Annotated in this window: 17 protein-coding genes; 11 read left to right on the top strand and 6 right to left on the bottom strand. The window is 66.9% G+C overall.

Going from position 1 to position 17,425, the window contains the following annotated elements; genetic code table 11:
- The first annotated feature begins 162 nt into the window (after positions 1-162).
- The 11 genes from KHN93_RS06910 to pdeM all read left to right on the top strand — a co-directional run bounded on the left by KHN93_RS06910 (position 163) and on the right by pdeM (position 11,501).
- Positions 163-1,338, top strand: coding sequence for a thiolase family protein (locus KHN93_RS06910; RefSeq protein ID WP_212579312.1), 1,176 nt, complete (start codon positions 163-165; stop codon positions 1,336-1,338).
- Between the two features lie 122 nt (positions 1,339-1,460).
- Positions 1,461-1,802, top strand: a complete 342-nt coding sequence (locus tag KHN93_RS06905; protein ID WP_016904096.1) for a hypothetical protein — start codon at positions 1,461-1,463, stop codon at positions 1,800-1,802.
- 238 nt (positions 1,803-2,040) lie between these two features.
- Entirely contained in the window at positions 2,041-2,367 is a 327-nt protein-coding gene (locus tag KHN93_RS06900) for an XAC1346 family secretion chaperone (RefSeq protein ID WP_016904095.1), read from the top strand.
- A 116-nt stretch (positions 2,368-2,483) separates the two neighbouring features.
- Complete coding sequence (locus KHN93_RS06895; protein WP_212579311.1) at positions 2,484-4,193, top strand: diguanylate cyclase; 1,710 nt, start codon at positions 2,484-2,486, stop codon at positions 4,191-4,193.
- A gap of 96 nt (positions 4,194-4,289) precedes the next feature.
- The gene (locus tag KHN93_RS06890) at positions 4,290-4,847 is read left to right on the top strand and encodes a bactofilin family protein (protein ID WP_039809913.1); all 558 of its coding nucleotides are present in this window, start codon (positions 4,290-4,292) and stop codon (positions 4,845-4,847) included.
- Complete coding sequence (locus tag KHN93_RS06885) at positions 4,844-5,209, top strand: hypothetical protein (protein WP_024938016.1); 366 nt, start codon at positions 4,844-4,846, stop codon at positions 5,207-5,209. The genes KHN93_RS06890 and KHN93_RS06885 overlap by 4 nt, the downstream gene beginning before the upstream one ends.
- A gap of 327 nt (positions 5,210-5,536) precedes the next feature.
- Positions 5,537-6,547, top strand: coding sequence for a ligase-associated DNA damage response exonuclease (locus KHN93_RS06880; RefSeq protein WP_065031828.1), 1,011 nt, complete (start codon positions 5,537-5,539; stop codon positions 6,545-6,547).
- Positions 6,544-6,777: a hypothetical protein gene (locus KHN93_RS06875; protein ID WP_039528398.1), complete on the top strand. Its 234-nt coding sequence runs from the start codon at positions 6,544-6,546 to the stop codon at positions 6,775-6,777. The genes KHN93_RS06880 and KHN93_RS06875 overlap by 4 nt, the downstream gene beginning before the upstream one ends.
- Entirely contained in the window at positions 6,774-8,378 is a 1,605-nt protein-coding gene (locus KHN93_RS06870) for an ATP-dependent DNA ligase (protein ID WP_212579310.1), read from the top strand. Before KHN93_RS06875 ends, KHN93_RS06870 begins: the two co-directional genes overlap by 4 nt.
- Positions 8,375-10,867, top strand: a complete 2,493-nt coding sequence (locus tag KHN93_RS06865; protein WP_212579309.1) for a ligase-associated DNA damage response DEXH box helicase — start codon at positions 8,375-8,377, stop codon at positions 10,865-10,867. Before KHN93_RS06870 ends, KHN93_RS06865 begins: the two co-directional genes overlap by 4 nt.
- Positions 10,857-11,501, top strand: a complete 645-nt coding sequence (gene pdeM / locus KHN93_RS06860; protein WP_212579308.1) for a ligase-associated DNA damage response endonuclease PdeM — start codon at positions 10,857-10,859, stop codon at positions 11,499-11,501. Before KHN93_RS06865 ends, pdeM begins: the two co-directional genes overlap by 11 nt.
- A 32-nt stretch (positions 11,502-11,533) precedes the next feature.
- Here the strand turns inward: pdeM and KHN93_RS06855 are convergent, their stop codons facing one another.
- The 6 genes from KHN93_RS06855 to KHN93_RS06830 all read right to left on the bottom strand — a co-directional run bounded on the left by KHN93_RS06855 (position 11,534) and on the right by KHN93_RS06830 (position 17,302).
- Positions 11,534-12,799, bottom strand: a complete 1,266-nt coding sequence (locus KHN93_RS06855; protein ID WP_127159300.1) for an FAD-dependent oxidoreductase — start codon at positions 12,797-12,799, stop codon at positions 11,534-11,536.
- Between the two features lie 94 nt (positions 12,800-12,893).
- Positions 12,894-13,100: a transcription antiterminator/RNA stability regulator CspE gene (cspE, locus tag KHN93_RS06850; RefSeq protein WP_003488188.1), complete on the bottom strand. Its 207-nt coding sequence runs from the start codon at positions 13,098-13,100 to the stop codon at positions 12,894-12,896.
- A gap of 87 nt (positions 13,101-13,187) precedes the next feature.
- Positions 13,188-13,940, bottom strand: coding sequence for an S-methyl-5'-thioinosine phosphorylase (locus KHN93_RS06845; protein WP_039809937.1), 753 nt, complete (start codon positions 13,938-13,940; stop codon positions 13,188-13,190).
- Positions 13,941-14,026: 86 nt separating this feature from the next.
- Positions 14,027-14,581, bottom strand: a complete 555-nt coding sequence (locus tag KHN93_RS06840; RefSeq protein ID WP_016903731.1) for a hypoxanthine-guanine phosphoribosyltransferase — start codon at positions 14,579-14,581, stop codon at positions 14,027-14,029.
- A complete protein-coding gene (gene nagZ, locus KHN93_RS06835) occupies positions 14,581-15,585 on the bottom strand; it encodes a beta-N-acetylhexosaminidase (RefSeq protein ID WP_104560983.1) in 1,005 nt (334 codons plus the stop codon). The genes KHN93_RS06840 and nagZ overlap by 1 nt, the downstream gene beginning before the upstream one ends.
- A 139-nt stretch (positions 15,586-15,724) precedes the next feature.
- Positions 15,725-17,302 carry a cryptochrome/photolyase family protein gene (locus KHN93_RS06830; RefSeq protein WP_212579307.1) on the bottom strand — a complete coding sequence of 526 codons (1,578 nt, stop codon included), beginning with the start codon at positions 17,300-17,302 and terminating at the stop codon, positions 15,725-15,727.
- Positions 17,303-17,425 lie beyond the last annotated feature (123 nt).

Raw genomic sequence — 17,425 nt, 5'->3', positions numbered from 1 at the left:
CCATGGATAGGGCCCAATCCCGGGCCCGAACGCCGTCTTTATACTGCATCCTCACACGGCTGTCGCAGCTGATTGCGTAGCGAATGTCGCAGCGCCGGGAGCGTGCTGGCGCGAACCGATCATGAGGCAGATAATCGTTTCACTTTAAACGGTATCTCCTTTATGTCCGACATCGTCATCGTTGCTGCCAAACGCACTGCCATCGGCTCGTTCCTTGGTCAATTCAACGGTGTGCCGGCGCCGACGCTCGCCGCCACTGCGATCCGCGGCGCGCTGGCGCAGTCCGGCGTCGCGCCGGCCGACATTTCAGAAGTCATCGTTGGCTGCGTGCTGCCGGCCAACCTGGGCCAGGCGCCCGCACGTCAGGCGGCGATTGCCGCAGGCATCCCCACCTCCACCGGCGCCACCACCATCAACAAGGTGTGCGGCTCGGGCATGAAGGCGATCATGTTCGGACACGATCTGATCAAGGCAGGCTCGGCCAGCATCGTGGTCGCCGGCGGCATGGAGTCGATGAGCAATGCGCCGCATCTGCTGCCCAATTCGCGCACCGGCAACCGCTACGGCAACTTCCAGGCGGTCGACCACATGGCCTGGGATGGGCTGACCAACCCTTACGACGGCCAGGCGATGGGCGTGTTCGGCGAGGCCACCGCCGAGAAGTTCGGTTTCAGCCGCGCCGATCAGGATGCGTTTGCGATCGCCTCGGTCGAACGCGCGCAGGCTGCCCAGCGCAGCGGTGCGTTCGCCGATGAAATCGTTCCGGTCACCGTGGCCACGCGCAAGGGCGAGGTGGTCGTCGACAGCGACGAGCAACCTGGCAAATCCGACATCGCCAAGATCCCGACCCTGAAGCCGGCCTTCAAGAAGGACGGCAGCGTCACCGCCGCCAGCTCGTCGAGCATCTCCGATGGCGCGGCGATCACCGTGCTGATGGGCGCAGACGAGGCGCAGCGCCGTGGCATCGCACCGTTGGCGCGCATCGTGGGGCATGTCACCCACTCGCAGGAACCTGAGTGGTTCACCACCGCGCCGGTCGCTGCCATCCAGAAGTTGATCGGCAAGATCGGCTGGCAACTGGACGAGGTGGATCTGTTCGAAATCAACGAAGCATTCGCGGTGGTGGCGATGACGCCGATCGTCGAGCTGGGCATTTCGCACGACAAGGTCAACGTCAACGGCGGTGCCTGCGCTTTGGGCCATCCAATCGGCGCATCCGGTGCCCGCCTGGTGGTGACATTGGTGAATGCGTTGCGCACGCGCGGTGGCAAGCGCGGAATCGCGACCCTGTGCATCGGCGGCGGCGAGGCGACTGCCATCGCTATCGAATTGATTTAATTGTTTTTAACGGCGATTTTGCAAAACTGAATGCGCGCACGCTTGACACTGGTCTTTGGACCGTCATCATGTCGGGGGCGCGCAATAGCGCGTTGCCTAATCTAACGACGAGGATTGAAACAATGACCATTAACAAGCTGCTGATCGCAATGGCTCTGGGCCTGGCCCTGACCGCTTGCTCGAAGCCGGAACAGGCTCAGGACGCTGCTGCTTCGGCTAACGAAGCTGCTGCCGACGCTCAGACCGCTGCTGACCAGGCTGCTGCCTCGGGCTCGCAGTCGGCTGACGCCGCTCAGGCTGCTGCCAACACCGCCGCTGCTTCGGCTGACACCGCTGCTGACGCTGCCCAGGCTGCTTCCGGCGCCGCCACCGACGCTGCTGCTGAGCAGGCTGCCGACGCTGCCAAGACGGCTGAAAACACCGCCGAAGCTGCTAAGGACACCGCCGAAGAAGCCAAGAAGTAATCACTTCTTAGCTCCAAGCGAGTTCGGAGAAAGCCGCTGGTTTCCAGCGGCTTTTTCTTTGCCCGCGATTTATAGGCGCCTGGCCAGCGTTGCCGTTCCTGCATCGAACCTGCCCCTGTCGCGACGTGTGCTGCGCATACCGCCCATTGGCTGAATGGCCGGCCGCGCATTGACGCCGGCTGCATCGGCCCGTGCATAAGCTCGCTCTTCCAACACCGGAACAGGAACAGGACCACCCATGAAGACGATCCGCATGCTGTCGTTGAGCGCCATCGCCGCTCTCACCCTCGCCGCTTGCCAGGGCCCTGACGCCGAGCAGGCGCAACGCGATGCCGCCTCCGCTGCCAAGCACGCCGCGGCTGCGACTGAACAAGCTGCCGATCGCGCCGCCGTGCAGGCCAAGGCCGCCACCGCCGATGCACGCGTGGCTGCACGCGAACTGGCCGCCGATGCGAGCCGCGCAACCGCCAATGCTGCAGACGCCACCGCCGACAAGACCCGCGAGATGGCCAACAAGGCCGAGCAGAACGCCGACAAGCACGACGCCGAACATCCGCAGCATTGATTGACCGTGTGACCGTATCAACAGTTTGCAGACGCGCCGGCCGGATTGGGCCGGCGCGCTTGTTTCCTGCCAACGGCGACCTCGTGTTGTCGAGGCTGGCAGGCTAGCATTCGTCCATGTCCTCCTCTTTTACTGCGCGCCGCCGCAACCAGCTGGCGCTGGCGTTCTCTGCCCTGATCTTCATCGCCATCGGTATCGGCATCTTTGTCGGTGCCCGCCGCTCGTTGGCCGATGCAGCACTCGTCTCGCATACGCATGAAGTGATCGGCCGGGTCGACGAGATCCAGGCGCGCGTGCTGGATGCCGAATCGGCGCAGCGCGGCTTTCTGCTCACCGGCAACGATGCCTATCTGCTCGACTATCAAACCAGCGTCGAGCGCCTGCCGATCCTGCTCGACAATCTGCGTCGCCTGATTGCCGACAATCCCGGCCAGGTGCAGCACCTGGACACCCTGCAGCGACTGGTGGAAACGCGCCTGCAGCAGATCCAGCACGTGCTCGACGTGTATTCGCAGCAGGGCCTGGAGCCGGCCCGCGCCGGCATCCGGCAGACCGCCTTCCGTACCACCAGCGCGATCCGCGAGCAGGCGCTGACCATGGTGCAACGCGAGCAGGAGCTGCTAACGCAACGGGCCGAAAGCAGCCGGCAGAGTGCGGCCTTGCTGCTGGTGCTGGCACTGGCCGGCATCCCGTTCGGGCTGGCGGTGGTCGGCACCGTCTATGCCTTGCTGATGCGCGAACTGCGGCATCGCTCGCAGGCCGAGAAACGCGCAGCGCAGGCGAATCGCGAGTTGGGCGACAGCGTCGTTGCGCTGCAACGCAGTACCGCCGATCTCAATCTGCTCAGCCGCTATACCGGCCTGCTGCAAAGCTGCATCAGCGCAGAAGAGGCGCTGATGGTGAGCAGCCGCACCCTGGCCAGCCTGCTGCCGGGCGTTGCCGGAAGCGTGTATCTGCTGCGTGCCTCGCAGGATCGCGCCGAGGCGATCAGCCACTGGGGCGAGCCGCTTGTGCACAGCGCACCGCATCTGCTGCCCGAAGAATGCTGGGCGCTGCGCCGTGGTCAACCGCACATCGTCGACGACCTGGGCCGGGATGCGCTGTGCGCGCACATCGGTGCGCCCGAGCACGGCAGCGCCGTCACCACCGCATGCCTGCCGATGTCCGCGCAAGGTACCCAGCTCGGCTTCCTGTTCCTGTCTTCGCCGGGTCCGGGGCCGATGCCCCGCCTGGAAATCGCCGAGGCGGCCGCCGAACAGTTGTCGCTGGCACTGAGCAATCTGCGCCTGCGCGAATCGCTGCGCCGGCAGTCGATTCGCGACCCGCTGACCGGGCTGTACAACCGCCGCTATCTGGAAGAATCGCTCAGCCACGAACTGGCGCGCTGCGCACGCCGCGGCCTGCCGTTGTCGGTGCTGATGCTGGACGTGGACCACTTCAAGCAATTCAACGACAGCCAGGGCCACGCCGGCGGCGATCTGCTGCTGGCGGCGCTGGGCGAGTTGCTGCTGACCCGGCTGCGTGCCGAAGACGTCGCCTGCCGCTACGGCGGCGAAGAGTTCACGGTCATTCTTCCCGAGGCCGATGGCGTCGAGGCGCTGCGCGTGGCCGAGGACATTCGCGGCCATATCGCGGCCCTGGCAGTCAGCGACGGCCCGCGCTCGTTGCCGCGGGTGACGGCCTCGATCGGCGTGGCCAGCTTCCCGGTCGATGGCGAGCTGGGAGCGAGCCTGATCCAGAAGGCCGATGCGGCCCTGTATGTCGCCAAGCACGGCGGTCGTAACCGGGTCGAGCGGCATGGTGCCGCCACGCCCGCAGTGGACTGAGCACACGCGCCATCGGTGCTGGTTTGCGTAACCCGTCACACAAAAGATCGGTCTGCGCGGCGATAGTCGGTTTTGACCCCCGAGCGAGGCAGTCCGATGTCGATGTGGCGCGATCAAGGTCCCAACAAGAAAGACGGCGTTCCCGCAGCCCCTGAGGTCCCGGCTGCCGATGGGCGGCTGTTCACTGCCGAGGCCAGCCCGGCACCCCCGGTGCCCGCCGCCGCGCCACCGAGCGCCGCGCCCGCAGCGGCCACACCGCAGCGCCAGAGCGAGGCCAAGGAATCGCTGATTGCCGCCGACATCAGCATCGAAGGCAAGATCGAGGGCGCCGGTCACGTACGTCTGGCCGGCCGCTTCAAGGGTGATGTCAACGTCAAGGGCGATCTCACCATCGAGCGCGGCGCCAAGCTCAACGGCGGCGTGCGCGCCAACAAGGTGATCATCGCCGGAGAGCTGGAGGGCAATATCGAATCGGCCGCGCAGGTGGAGCTGCAGACCTCCGGCGTGCTGGTCGGCGACGTCAAGGCCGGCAGCCTGACCGTGGCCTCGGGTGCGCGCATGCGCGGCCAGGCCGATTTCGGCTGGGGCGAGGACACCGGCAAACCGGTCGTCGCGGCCAAGCCGGTCGTCAGCGGAGACAGCGACGCCACATGAGTGCGCCCCGCCCGGGCACGCCCGGTGCCACGCGCAGCTGCCCGCACTGCAAGGCGACGATCCTGGAAAGCGCCAGTGTCTGCCCTGCGTGCAGGCACCACCTGCGCTTCGACTCGGCGGCGGCGCAGCACGCACAGCCGGCACCGATCGTGCCTCTCAAGGTCGACGGCACCATTCGCCATCCCGCCGATGGCGATCCATGGGAATACACCGTTGTGGTGGTGGTGCGTAACGGCAAGGGCGAGGAGATTCGGCGCCAGGTCGTGGATGTCGGCGCAATGCAGGGCGGCGAGGAGCGCGGCTTTACGCTGGCGGTGGAGGCGACTGCGGTGCGTTCGCCTGGGCGGCGGTCGCGGCATTAGCGGTTGGTGCGGGGATTGGGGATTGGGGATTGGGGGAATCGGGAATCGGGAATCGGGGTGGATGATGCGGGCCAGCGCCTGCGTGGGTGTTCGATTTCCGAGTCTTGACTGATTGTTCCGGTGAGCAATGGCGCGAGCTGGCGGCGTGCGTGCTGCATTGAAGGCCAGCTCACGCCCCGCCAGGCGCTTGATCGATTCGATGGCCTTGCCTTGATCGCGCACTGGCTCGACTAGCGATTGCGATCTGCAGGCGTTGCCGCATCGGTGTACCGATGCGTGCCATTCCCATTCTCAGGATCTGCACATCGGCTTGGCCAGAGTTGCCGCATGCGCAACGGCAACGGACAACTTGGCGATCTGGTGGTGCTTGGCCCCGAAGGCCTGTACTGCCCGCAGGGCGACTTCCATATCGATCCCTGGCGGCCGGTGCCACGTGCGGTGATCACGCATGGGCATGGCGACCACGCACGCAGCGGCATGGGCGAATACCACTGCACGCACGAGAGCTTGCCGATCCTGCAGTGGCGCCTGGGCGAGCAGGTCTATCACACGCATGCCGACGGCGAAGCCTTCGAGCTGGGACGCGCGCGGGTGTCGTTGCATCCGGCCGGGCATGTGCTCGGCTCGGCGCAGGTGCGCATCGAGGTGGATGGCGAAGTCTGGGTTGCATCGGGCGACTACAAGCGCCAGCACGATCCCACCTGCAAACCGTTCGAAGTGGTGCCCTGCGACACCTTCATCACCGAGGCGACCTTCGGGCTGCCGGTGTATCGCTGGCCGGATACCGCCGATGTCGCGGCCGACATCGTCGCCTGGCGCCACGAATGCGCCGAACGTGGCGAGGCCGCCATTCTGTATTGCTATGCCTTGGGCAAGGCGCAACGCGTATTGGCGGAATTGCGCGCCTGGGATACGCAACCAGCCTTGCTGCATGGCGCGATCGCAGTGGGCGTGGAGGTGTATCGCCAGGCCGGCATCCCGATGCTGGACACCCAACCTGTCAGCGAACACGCGCGTGGCGCCGACTATGCAGGGCAACTGGTACTGGCGCCGCCATCGGCGGCCGGCAGCGCCTGGATCCGTCGCTTCCGGCACGCGCAACAGGGTTTCGCATCGGGCTGGATGCGCATTCGCGGCAATCGCCGTCGGCGCAATTACGACCGCGGTTTTGTGGTGTCCGATCATGCCGACTGGCCGGACCTGCTGCGCACCATCGAAGACACCGGCGCACGGCGGGTGATCGCTACCCACGGCAACACCGATGCCTTGATCCAGCACCTGCTGGAACGCGGCGTCGCTGCCGAAGCCTTCCGTACCGATTTCGGAGCCGAGGAATGAACCCGTTGCCTGCACGTCGTTATGCGCGCGCGCGCCCAAGGATCCGCTTGACCGGCGCACTCGCATTCCGTCGCCACGCGTTGGCATTTCGCGTGCACCGCGCACTGCCGGCGGCGGTGATCGGGCCGCCACGGCCCTACCGGCGCCCGCGTTGTCTGGGCGCATTTACGCGGCGCGCGCTGGAACTGCGTGCTGCCGACAACCGCACCAAGCTGCAGGGCCCGGCGTGAAGCGATTTGCCGCGTTGTACCGCACCCTGGATCGCAGCACCGGCACGCTCGACAAGCGTGCGGCCCTGGTCGCGTATTTCCGCAGTGCGCCGCCGTTCGATGCGGCGTGGGCGCTGTACCTGCTGGCCGGTGGCAAGGTAGCCAGCACGCGCATGCGCATCGCCAGCAGCGGCGAACTGCGCGAATGGATCACCGACACCGCCGGCATCGCCGACTGGCTGGTGGCCGACAGCTACGACCATGTCGGCGATCTGGCCGAGACCCTGGCCTTGTTGCTGGACGACCCGATCACCGAGGCGGCCGATCTGCCGTTGGCCGAGTGGATCGAACAGCGGTTGCTGCCGATCACCAACCAGGACGTGGAAGTGCGCAAGGCCTGCATCGTGCAGGCGTGGCGCAGCCTGGCCTTCGACGAGCGCCTGGTGTTCAACAAGCTGCTCACCGGCGCCCTGCGCGTGGGGGTGTCGCAGCGACTGGTGCAGCAGGCGCTGGCGGAGATGTCCGGGATAGAGATCGCGCGCATTGCACAGCGCATGCTCGGCAGCTGGCGGCCGCATCCGGGCTATCTGGCCACCCTGCTGACCGCCGAGGAATTGCCCGGCGATCGTCAACAGCCCTACCCGTTCTTTCTCGCCTCGCCACTCGAAGCGGAGGTCGAAACGCTGGGCGCGGTCGATAACTGGTTGCTGGAATGGAAGTGGGACGGCATTCGCCTGCAGCTGATCCGGCGCGCTGGCGAAGCGGCGTTGTGGTCGCGTGGCGAGGAACGCCTGGATGGCCGTTTCCCGGAGATCGAACAGGCCGCGCTGCAGTTGCCCGACGGCACGGTCATCGATGGCGAGCTGCTGGCCTGGCAACCGGAACAGCCCTTGCCGATGCCGTTCACCGCCTTGCAGACGCGCATCCAGCGGCTCAAGCCCGGGCCGAAGACATTGGCGGCGGCACCGGCGCGCGTGGTCGCTTACGACTTGCTCGAACTCGATGGCGAGGATTTGCGCGAGCGCCCCTTGCAGGAGCGTCGCGCATTGCTGGAAGGCGTGCTGAGCACGCTCGCCGACCCGCGCATCGTCGCCTCGCCGCTGGTGCAGGCCGGCGACTGGCAGGCGGCCGCGCAGCTGCGCCTGGATGCGCGCGAGCGCGGCGTGGAAGGGTTGATGCTCAAGCGCGCCAGCTCCAGCTACCAGTCCGGCCGCCGCCGCGGCGACTGGTGGAAATGGAAGATCGACCCGCTCACCATCGATGCGGTGCTGCTGTACGCGCAGGCCGGCCATGGCCGCCGCAGCACGCTGTATACCGACTACACCTTCGGGCTGTGGCACGAGGGCCAGCTGGTGCCGATCGCCAAGGCCTACTCGGGGCTGGACGACAAGGAAATCCTGCAACTGGATCGCTGGATCCGCGCCAACACCACCGAACGCTTCGGCCCGGTGCGTGCGGTCACCGCGCACCATGTCTTCGAACTGGGGTTCGAAGCGGTCAACCGCAGCGCGCGGCACAAGTCCGGCATTGCGGTGCGCTTCCCGCGCATCCTGCGCTGGCGACAGGACAAGCCGATGCGCGATGCAGATCACCTGAGCAGCCTGCAGGCGCTGGCACGGTGAGTGCTGCGGCGCAGACGCGCGGCACGCCCTTGCAGCAATGGCGTGCCTGGTTCGCGCAGCGCGGTTGGGCGCCGTTGCCGTTTCAACGCGATGTGTGGAAGCGCTATCTCGCGGGCGAGTCCGGCTTGCTGCATACCCCCACCGGCAGCGGCAAGACGCTGGCAGCCTTCGGCGGGCCGCTGCTGGAGGCCTTGTCCACGCGTGGACGCAAGCCGGCGAGCAAGCCCGCTACGGCCACGCGACGCCAACAGCAACGCACGCTGCAGGTGCTGTGGATCACGCCCCTGCGCGCACTCGCCGCCGATACCGCACGCGCGCTGCGCGAGCCGGTGGAGGCCCTGGGGCTGGATTGGCAGGTGGGCCTGCGTACCGGCGATGCCAGCGCGCGCGACAAGCGGCTGGCGCGCAGCGGCAAGCTCGATGTGCTGGTCACCACGCCCGAATCGCTGGCCTTGCTGTTGTCGTATCCCGACACCGCGCCGCAGCTGTCGGCGCTGCGCTGCGTGATCGTCGACGAATGGCATGAGCTGCTCGGCAACAAGCGCGGCGTGCTGCTGCAGCTGTGCCTGGCGCGGCTGCGCGGCTGGGCGCCGGAGCTGCGCATCTGGGGCCTGTCGGCAACGCTGGGCAACCTGGCGCAGGCGCGCGACGTGCTGTTGCCGCATCGCCCCGATGCCGCGCTGGTGTCGGGCGTCAAACCCCGCGCGATGACCCTGGAGACGTTGCTGCCCGACAGCGGCGAGCGCTTTCCGTGGGCTGGGCATCTGGGTCTGGCGCAACTGGCGCGCGTGCTGCAGAAGATCATGCAGCAGCGCACCAGCCTGGTGTTCACCAATACGCGCGCCCAGGCCGAGTTGTGGCATCAGGCCTTGAGTGCGGTGTGGCCGGATGATCTGGCCACGCTCGCGTTGCATCACGGCTCGCTGGACCCCTCCTTGCGTGCGGCGGCCGAGCAAGGCTTGCGCGACGGCAGCCTGCGTTGCGTGGTCGCCACCTCCAGCCTGGACCTGGGCGTGGATTTCCCCGCCGTCGATCAGGTGCTGCAGGTCGGCAGTCCCAAGGGCATTGCACGCCTGCTGCAACGTGCCGGCCGCGCACGCCATCGTCCGGGCGAATCCGGGCATGTGGTGTGCGTGCCCTCGCATGCACTGGAACTGGTGGAATACGCTGCCGCGCGACGCGCCATCGTGCATGGCCAGATCGAGGCACGGCCGCCACCGCGCCTGTCGCTGGACGTGTTGGCGCAGCACTGTGTGACCCTGGCATTGGGCGGCGGTTTTCAGGCCGATGCCTTGTTTGAGCAGGTGCGCGGCACCGATGCGTTTGCAGCACTGGATCACGCCACCTGGCAGGCGGTGCTGGACTTCATCGTGCAAGGCGGCAGCGCGCTGGCGCATTACCCGGATTTCCACAAGGTCGTGCGCGACGAGGAAGGCGTGTACCGCGTCATCGATCGGCGCGTCGCGCTGCGGCACCGCCTGTCCATCGGCACGATCACCAGCGACGGCAGCGTGCGGGTGCAGTTCCTGCGCGGCGGCCGCCTGGGCGCGGTGGAAGAGCAGTTTGTCGGCCGCCTGCGCCGTGGCGATCGGTTTCAGTTTGCCGGCCGTTTGCTCGAGCTGGTGCGGCTGGAAGACATGACCGCCTACGTGCGCGTGGCCAAGGGTGGCAGCGGCGTGGTGCCCAAATGGATGGGCGGGCGCATGCCGTTGTCGTCGGCCCTGGGGCGCGAGGTCGAAGCGGTGTTTGCCGATCCCGGCGATGCGCCGGAAATGCAGGCGCTGGCGCCGTTGCTGCGCCTGCAGGCCTCGCTGTCCTCACTGCCCGGCCCGGACCATTTGGTGGTGGAAAGCATCAAGGCGCGCGATGGCCGGCACGTGTTCGTGTATCCGTTCGCCGGCCGCCAGGTCAACGAAGGGCTGGCCGCGTTGCTGGCAGCGCGCTGGGGCCGGCGTCAGCGCAATACCTTCAGTTTTGCTGCCAACGATTACGGATTCGTGCTGTCGCCGGCGCAGGATGTGGAACTCGATGCGAACGTCCTGCAGGCGCTGCTGTCGCCGGAGGGCCTGTTTGCCGACCTGCGCGACAGCCTCAACCTGGGCGAACTGGCACGCCGCCAGTTCCGCGAGATTGCGCGCGTGGCCGGCTTGCTGTCGCCATCGCTGCCCGGCCGTGCACCACGCAGCCTGCGTCAGCTGCAGGCCTCCAGCGGATTGCTGTACGACGTATTGCAACGTTTCGATCCCGATCACCTGCTGCTTGCCCAGGCCGAGCGCGAAGTGTTCGAAGGCCAGCTCGAACTGGCGCGGCTTGCGCATGCACTGGAAGATTGCGCGCGGCGCGAACTGCGCCTGTGCAAACCGCGCAGCCTCACCCCATTGTCGTTTCCGTTATGGGCCGAACGCGTGCGCGGCCAACTGAGTACCGAAGACTGGAAGGCCCGCGTGTTGCGCGCTGCCGAACAACTGGAGCGTAAACATGGGCGATAGCGTGCAACTGCAGCTGGCCGGCGAAACAGTGGAACTGCTGGGCGAACGCGCGCTGTATCGACCGGCGCAACGCGCCTTGCTGATCGCCGACCTGCATCTGGGCAAGGCCGATGTGTTCCGTCGCGCCGGCATCGGCATGCCGGCCGGCGGCACCGCGCACGATCTGGAGCGGCTGGATGCGCTGCTGCAGCAGCGCACGGTGGACGCGTTATGGATCCTCGGCGACCTGCTGCACGGCCCCGTACCGCGCGCGGCCTGGCATCGCCGCTGGAGTGCATGGCGCGAGCATCACTGCGCGTTGCGCGTGATCGCCATCCGCGGCAACCACGACCACGCGTTGGCCGGTGCGGATCTGCATATCGAGGCGGCCGGCGAACAGGTCGAAGATGGCCCCTTCGTGCTGCGCCACGATCCGCTGCCGCATCCAACCGGGCATGTGCTGTGCGGGCACCTGCATCCGCTGGCCGCGCTGCCCGGCATGTCGCGCCGCTGGCCGGCGTTCTGGTTGCGCGAGCGCGTCACCATCCTGCCGGCGTTCTCGCATTTCACCGCGGGCATCGTGCCAACGCTGGTCGAAGGTGAGCGCCTGGTCGCCTGCGTGGAAGACGATGCGCTGGCATTGCCGGTGCGTTAGCAGGCGCAACACTACCTGGGCCGGCGCTTCTTCTAAGCGGCAGCTTCGGCCTTGTCGACGGCAACACGCGGCACCGGTTGCGCCAACGCGTCCACAAAGTCCGGCGCCAGTGCCAGCTTGCCGAACCAGCCGTGCTGAGTGCCGCTGAGCACGCGCAACATATGCCCGCGTCCGCCGGGCACGCGTCCCATCGGGCGCAGCAGCAGATCGCGCCCGTGCGCCCAGAGATCACGTTCGGACTGGAACAACGGCGTCAGCCAACGGCTCCAGCGGTGATAGATCGCCACATGCGCCTGGCGCTCGCGCTGATAGTGCTGCAAGGCCGCATCCAGATCGGCGCCGACCCGCAAGGCATCGCGCATCGCCAACGCATCCAGCAGCGCCATGTTGACGCCCTGCCCCAGCTGCGGACTCATCGAATGCGCGGCATCGCCGGCCAGCACGAAGCGGCCGCGATGCCAGCGTGTCACCACCGCGTCGCGATAACTCGCACGCGCCAATGCGCCATGCACTTGCACGGTCTCCAGACGCGCATGTGCATCCGGCCACATCTGCGCAATCTCCTGCCGCCATGCGGCAATGCCGCGCTGTTCCCACGCGGCAAAATCGCTGCACGGCAGGCTCCAGAAAAAACTCAGCCGCGGGGTGGCGTCGCCCGGACGCGTGCCCACCGGCAGCAGGCCGATCATCTTGCGCGCGCCGATATAGCGCTGGCGCAACTCATCGACGAACGGCCAGTCGTCGCGTGGCAGCAGGCACCACAACGCACCCCACGGATACACCCGATCCAGCCGCGTGCCCTGCGCCTGCGCGCGCAAGCTCGATGCAGAACCATCGGCGGCAATGATCAGATCGTAGGGGCCGTGCCAGTGCCCGCGCTGATCCTGCACGCGCGCGCCGTCGTGATCGATCGCGGTGATCTGGGTATCCACATGCAACTGCCCGTGCTCCGGCCAGGCTTCGCGCAACAGCGTAAACAAGGCGCCGCGCTGCATGCCCAGGCCCATCAGCCGCGCATCCAGATCGCTGTACTGCATGTCCATCACCGCGCGTCCGCACGGCGTTTCGCCATACAGCCGGCGCACCGGTGCGCCATGCGCGAGCGCCTGCGGCAGCAAGCCCATCTTCCACAGCACCTGCAACCCGCTGGGCTGCAGCAGGAAGCCCGCTCCCACCGGCCCGGGCGTGGCGGCACGTTCGAACACGTCCAGCCGGTGCCCGTCGGCGCCCAGCAGCACGGCCAGTGCCTGCCCCGCCGTTCCATAACCCACTACCGCAATGCGCAATGCTCGCTGCATGTCCTTCGCTCCCTGGACGGCACCGGCCCCGCATGGGCCGATGCAAAAAAAACCCCGCCGTGGCGGGGTTCTTCAACCGCACAATCGAGTCACATCACTCGACCGGCGTGATGTTCGAAGCCTGGGCACCCTTGGGGCCCTGGGTCACGTCATAACTGACGCGCTGGCCTTCCTGCAGGCTGCGGAAGCCCTTGGAGTTGATCGCGGAGAAGTGCGCGAAGACATCGGCGCTGCCGTCCTCCGGTGAGATGAAGCCAAATCCCTTGGCGTCGTTGAACCACTTGACGGTACCGTTCGGCATGGTGATGCGAGACCTTTGCAATAATTAATGGGTGGTGTACGGCGATGCGTACGCGCCGAGTATGCAAAGCTTATGCCCTGATGACAATCACCCGCGTGCAAGTTCGCCGATCAGCTCCGGCAATCCGGACGAGGCGGCATCGACGTTGGCCAACACCTCCGCCATGGTGATTTCCTGCGCGTCGCCACAGCCGGCCGCCCAGTTGGCCACGATCGCCAAACATGCATATTCCAGGCCTTTTTCGCGTGCAAGAGCCGCTTCGGGCATGCCGGTCATGCCGACCAGATCGCAGCCGTCGCGACGCATGCGAGCGATCTCTGCAATCGTTTCCAGTCGTGGTCCCTGGGTTGCGCCGTAACATCCGCCGGCGACCATCGTGACGCCGGTCACCTTGGCGGCGGCGATGACCTTGCTGCGGAACATCGGCGAATACGGATGGCCGAAATCCACGTGCTGCACCTCGCTGCCCGGCTCTTCGCAGAAGGTGGACACGCGGCCCCAGGTGTAATCGATCAGCTGATCCGGGCACGCCAGCACGCGCGGGCCGAACTGCTCGGTGATGCCGCCGACGGTGTTGAGCGCCAGCACCCGCGCAGCACCGATTTGCTGCAGCGCAGCGATGTTTGCGCGGTAATTCACCTTGTGCGGCGGCAGCGAATGGCCTTCGCCATGGCGCGCCAGGAATGCCACGCGGTGGCCCAGCAACATGCCCACGCGAATCGGGCCGGAGGGCGCGCCATACGGCGTTTCGATATCGTGCGTCTGCACCTGATCCAGCTGTGCGAGCTTGTAGACGCCGGTGCCGCCGATGACGGCCAATGCGATGGAAGTGGAGGACACAAGCAACCTCTGCAACGAAAGACAGGATGGTGACGCGCAGGCCTGCGCGCCGGGCTGCCCGCAGCGACGCGGGCAAACTGCGGCAGTTACTGCTTCATCGCGTAGATGGCGGGAATGCCGCGCAGCTGCTCGTTGACGTCCATGCCGAAGCCGAACACGTAACGGTCGGCCACTTCCACGCCGACATAGTCGGCGGCCACGCCAGGCACGCAGCGGTCGTGACGCTTGACGGTCAACACCGCCACGCGCACGTCGGTGGCGCCCTGCTCCAGGCACCACTGGCGCACGCCCTGCAGCGTGTAGCCCTCGTCGAGGATGTCGTCGACCAGGATCACTCGGCGACCGAACAGCGCAGTGGCCGGACGGTGCTTCCACACCAGCTCGCCGCCGGTGGTTTCGCCGCGGTAACGGGTGGCATGCAGGTAATCGAACTGCAGGTCCTGGCCGCGCGCGCCCAGCTCCAGCGCCAGTTGGCCGGAGAACGGCAACGCGCCATGCATGATGGTGAGATATACCGGCACTTCGCCGGCATAGTCGCGCGCGATCGCGTCGGCAATGCTGGCGACCGCCGCATCGATGGCGGGGCGGTCGACCAGCAGATCGGCTTGGGCCAGGGCCTGGGAAATGGTGAGCGTGGACATCAGGCAGTTGTTCCGAAAGAGGCGGAAAGGGGAGTAGTGAATGAGGCGTCGGAGCCGGCGAGCAGGCCATCCCAGCCCAGCTCGCCGCGGCCGATCAGACCGATCAATGCTGCGGTATTGAGGCTGCGGCCCTGCACGGCCTGCAGCGATTCGTCGACCAGTTCCGGGTGGCAGACCAGCACCACGTCGCAGCCGGCATCCAGGTGCGCATGCACCCGGCCGGCCACGCCGCCGGCGCTGAACGAGGCAGCCATGCCGATGTCGTCGGAGAACACAACGCCGCGAAAGCCCAGTTGCCCGCGCAGGATCTGCTCGATCCAGCGCTGCGAATAACCGGCCGGTTCCGGGGCGACCTGCGGGTAGACCACGTGCGCCATCATCACCGCGTCGGCACCGGCCTCGATGCCGGCCATAAACGGCAGCAGATCTTCGGCCAGCAGGACCTCCAGCGGGCGCGGGTCGCTGGCATGGTCGACGTGGGTGTCTTCCAGCACGGTGCCGTGGCCGGGGAAATGCTTGAGCGTGGCGGCCATGCCGGCACCGTGCAGCGCCTGCACATAGGCGCGGGTGAAGCTGGCCACGATCTGCGGATCATCGCTGAAGGCACGATCGCCGATGGCGCGGTTGCCACGGCCCAGATCCACCACCGGTGCGAAGCTCAGGTCCACGCCGCTGGCGCGCACTTCGCTGGCCATCAGCTGCGCATGCGCGCGCGCTGCGGCGAGCGCGGCCTCGGGGTCCTGCACGTATTGCGCGCCGAAGCTCTGCAGCGGCGCCAGGGCGCTGTAGCCGTCGCGAAAGCGCTGTACGCGCCCGCCTTCCTGGTCCACGCAGATCAGCACCGGGCGCGGTGCGGCCGCGCGGATGGACGCAGACAACTCGGCCACCTGCGTGCGCGAGGCGAAGTTGCGCTTGAACAGCACCACGCCGGCGACCGCGTCGTGCTGTAGCCAGTCGCGTTCCTGTGCGCTGAGTTCGGTACCGGCAACGCCGATCAGAAGCATGTTGGGGGACTCCCGGGCCAGGCGCCACGTTGGCGCAGCGCGGCATTGTCGCAGATGCGCGTTGCAGCGTCAGATCGCGCATTCAGGCAGGCCTATGTTTCAGGCCGTCTCGGCCCCGCCGCTGCGCTTCGGGTGCAGCTCAAAGCACCTCCAGATTCGCCCGCCAATGCGCGGCCTGCGCCTGCACCTGCTCCAGCACCTCCGGTGCCATGGCGTCGAGCTGCCGGTAGGGCAGCGCCAGGCGCTCGTTGGCGCCCAGCAGCGTGCGCTGCCGCGCCAGGAAATCCCAGTACAGCGCGTTGTACGGACAGGCCTGCGGGCCCACCCGCACCTTGCGCTGGTAGCGGCAGCCACCGCAGTAATCGCTCATGCGGTCGATATAGGCCGCGCCGCTGATATACGGCTTGCTGCCGAGCAGGCCGCCGTCGGCGAACTGGCTCATGCCGACCGTATTGGGCAGCTCCACCCACTCGAACGCATCGATGTAGATGCCCAGATACCAGCGGTGCAGGGCCTGCGGATCCAGGCCTGCCAGCAGCGCGAAATTGCCGATCACCATCAGCCGCTGGATATGGTGCGCATGCGCGTTGGCCAGCGAATTGCCGATCGCATCGGCCAGGCAGCGCATGCCGATCTGCCCGTCCCAGAACCAGTGCGGCAGTGGCGCATGCTGGTCGAGTCGATTGGACTGCGCATAGCCGGGCATCTGCGACCAATACACGCCGCGCACGTATTCGCGCCAACCCAGGATCTGGCGAATGAAGCCTTCCACCGATGCCAGCGGCGCATGCCCGTCATGCAGGGCCGCCTCCGCGCGCGCAATCACCTCGCGCGGATGCAGCAGCTTGATATTGAGCGCGAACGACAACAGCGAATGGAACAGCCGCGGGCTGCGCGTGCTCATCGCATCTTCGTAGCGACCAAAGTGCGGCAACGCATGCGTAACGAAGGCATCCAGGTGCCGCAAGGCTTCGTCGCGGTCCAGCGGCCACGGCAGTGCGTCGGCATTCGGCGCACCGAAGCTGCGCACCCCAGCCGCCTCGATGACACTCCACAGCGCGCGATGATCGTGCGCGGCGCGCCACTCCTGCGGTGCGGGCGGATTGCCAGGCCATGGCGCACGGTTGTCGTGATCGAAATTCCAGCGCCCGCCTTCCGGCTCGCCTGTGGCATCGAGCAGGATCCGGTGGCGACGGCGCATCTTTCGATAGAACACTTCCATGCGCCATTGGCCGCCAGCACGAAAACACCCGGCCACCTCATCGCGCTCGGTCAGGAAATGTTCGCTGTCGACCATGCGCGTGGCGAACGGCTGCCGCGCGCACCACTGCTGCAATGCTTCGTCCAGCCGCCACTCGTCCGGCGCCTGATACTCCAGCTGGCTGGCGCGGTAATGCGCGATCAGCGCGTCCAGATTGGCGGGAATCGATTGCCGATTGCTGGGATTCTCGATGGCCACGTAACGCACCCGATGACTGGCCTGCCGCAGACGCGCGGCAAACGCGCGCATCGCTGCGAAGATCGCCAGGATCTTCTGCGCGTGGTGCAACACGTAGTCGGTTTCCTCGCGCACTTCCATCAGCACGTAGACCACGTCCGCATCGGTGGCATCGAACCAGCTGTGTTGCGGATTGAGTTGATCGCCCAGGACCAGGCGCAGCGTGCGCGCAGCTGGCTGCGGGTGACGCTCGCCTGCGGTCGCGTCAAGATTGCTCATCTATGCCGGACGCGTGCACGCGCACAAAGCGTCGCAACGATCGAGGTCGCACGCGCGCGCGCACTGCATAGCGGCACATGGTCTGTCATGCCTGCGCGGCCCGTTTGCGTTGGCGAACGGCCT

The sequence above is a fragment of the Xanthomonas arboricola pv. juglandis genome, assembly GCF_905367715.1.
In the GTDB taxonomy this organism is placed as follows: Bacteria; Pseudomonadota; Gammaproteobacteria; order Xanthomonadales; family Xanthomonadaceae; genus Xanthomonas; species Xanthomonas arboricola.
The sequence above is the reverse complement of the archived record's forward strand: the minus strand, read 5'-3'. Positions and strand labels throughout refer to the sequence as shown.

What these genes read in the sequence shown, in the direction of transcription:
- KHN93_RS06880 (WP_065031828.1), top strand. Translation starts at nt 5,537, where the DNA reads ATGCGCAACGGCAACGGACAACTTGGCGATCTGGTGGTGCTTGGCCCC.
- KHN93_RS06900 (WP_016904095.1), top strand. Translation starts at nt 2,041, where the DNA reads ATGAAGACGATCCGCATGCTGTCGTTGAGCGCCATCGCCGCTCTCACC.
- KHN93_RS06840 (WP_016903731.1), bottom strand. Translation starts at nt 14,581, where the DNA reads ATGTCCACGCTCACCATTTCCCAGGCCCTGGCCCAAGCCGATCTGCTG.
- KHN93_RS06855 (WP_127159300.1), bottom strand. Translation starts at nt 12,799, where the DNA reads ATGCAGCGAGCATTGCGCATTGCGGTAGTGGGTTATGGAACGGCGGGG.
- KHN93_RS06885 (WP_024938016.1), top strand. Translation starts at nt 4,844, where the DNA reads ATGAGTGCGCCCCGCCCGGGCACGCCCGGTGCCACGCGCAGCTGCCCG.
- KHN93_RS06905 (WP_016904096.1), top strand. Translation starts at nt 1,461, where the DNA reads ATGACCATTAACAAGCTGCTGATCGCAATGGCTCTGGGCCTGGCCCTG.
- KHN93_RS06875 (WP_039528398.1), top strand. Translation starts at nt 6,544, where the DNA reads ATGAACCCGTTGCCTGCACGTCGTTATGCGCGCGCGCGCCCAAGGATC.
- KHN93_RS06830 (WP_212579307.1), bottom strand. Translation starts at nt 17,302, where the DNA reads ATGAGCAATCTTGACGCGACCGCAGGCGAGCGTCACCCGCAGCCAGCT.
- KHN93_RS06895 (WP_212579311.1), top strand. Translation starts at nt 2,484, where the DNA reads ATGTCCTCCTCTTTTACTGCGCGCCGCCGCAACCAGCTGGCGCTGGCG.
- pdeM (WP_212579308.1), top strand. Translation starts at nt 10,857, where the DNA reads ATGGGCGATAGCGTGCAACTGCAGCTGGCCGGCGAAACAGTGGAACTG.
- cspE (WP_003488188.1), bottom strand. Translation starts at nt 13,100, where the DNA reads ATGCCGAACGGTACCGTCAAGTGGTTCAACGACGCCAAGGGATTTGGC.
- nagZ (WP_104560983.1), bottom strand. Translation starts at nt 15,585, where the DNA reads ATGCTTCTGATCGGCGTTGCCGGTACCGAACTCAGCGCACAGGAACGC.
- KHN93_RS06910 (WP_212579312.1), top strand. Translation starts at nt 163, where the DNA reads ATGTCCGACATCGTCATCGTTGCTGCCAAACGCACTGCCATCGGCTCG.
- KHN93_RS06890 (WP_039809913.1), top strand. Translation starts at nt 4,290, where the DNA reads ATGTCGATGTGGCGCGATCAAGGTCCCAACAAGAAAGACGGCGTTCCC.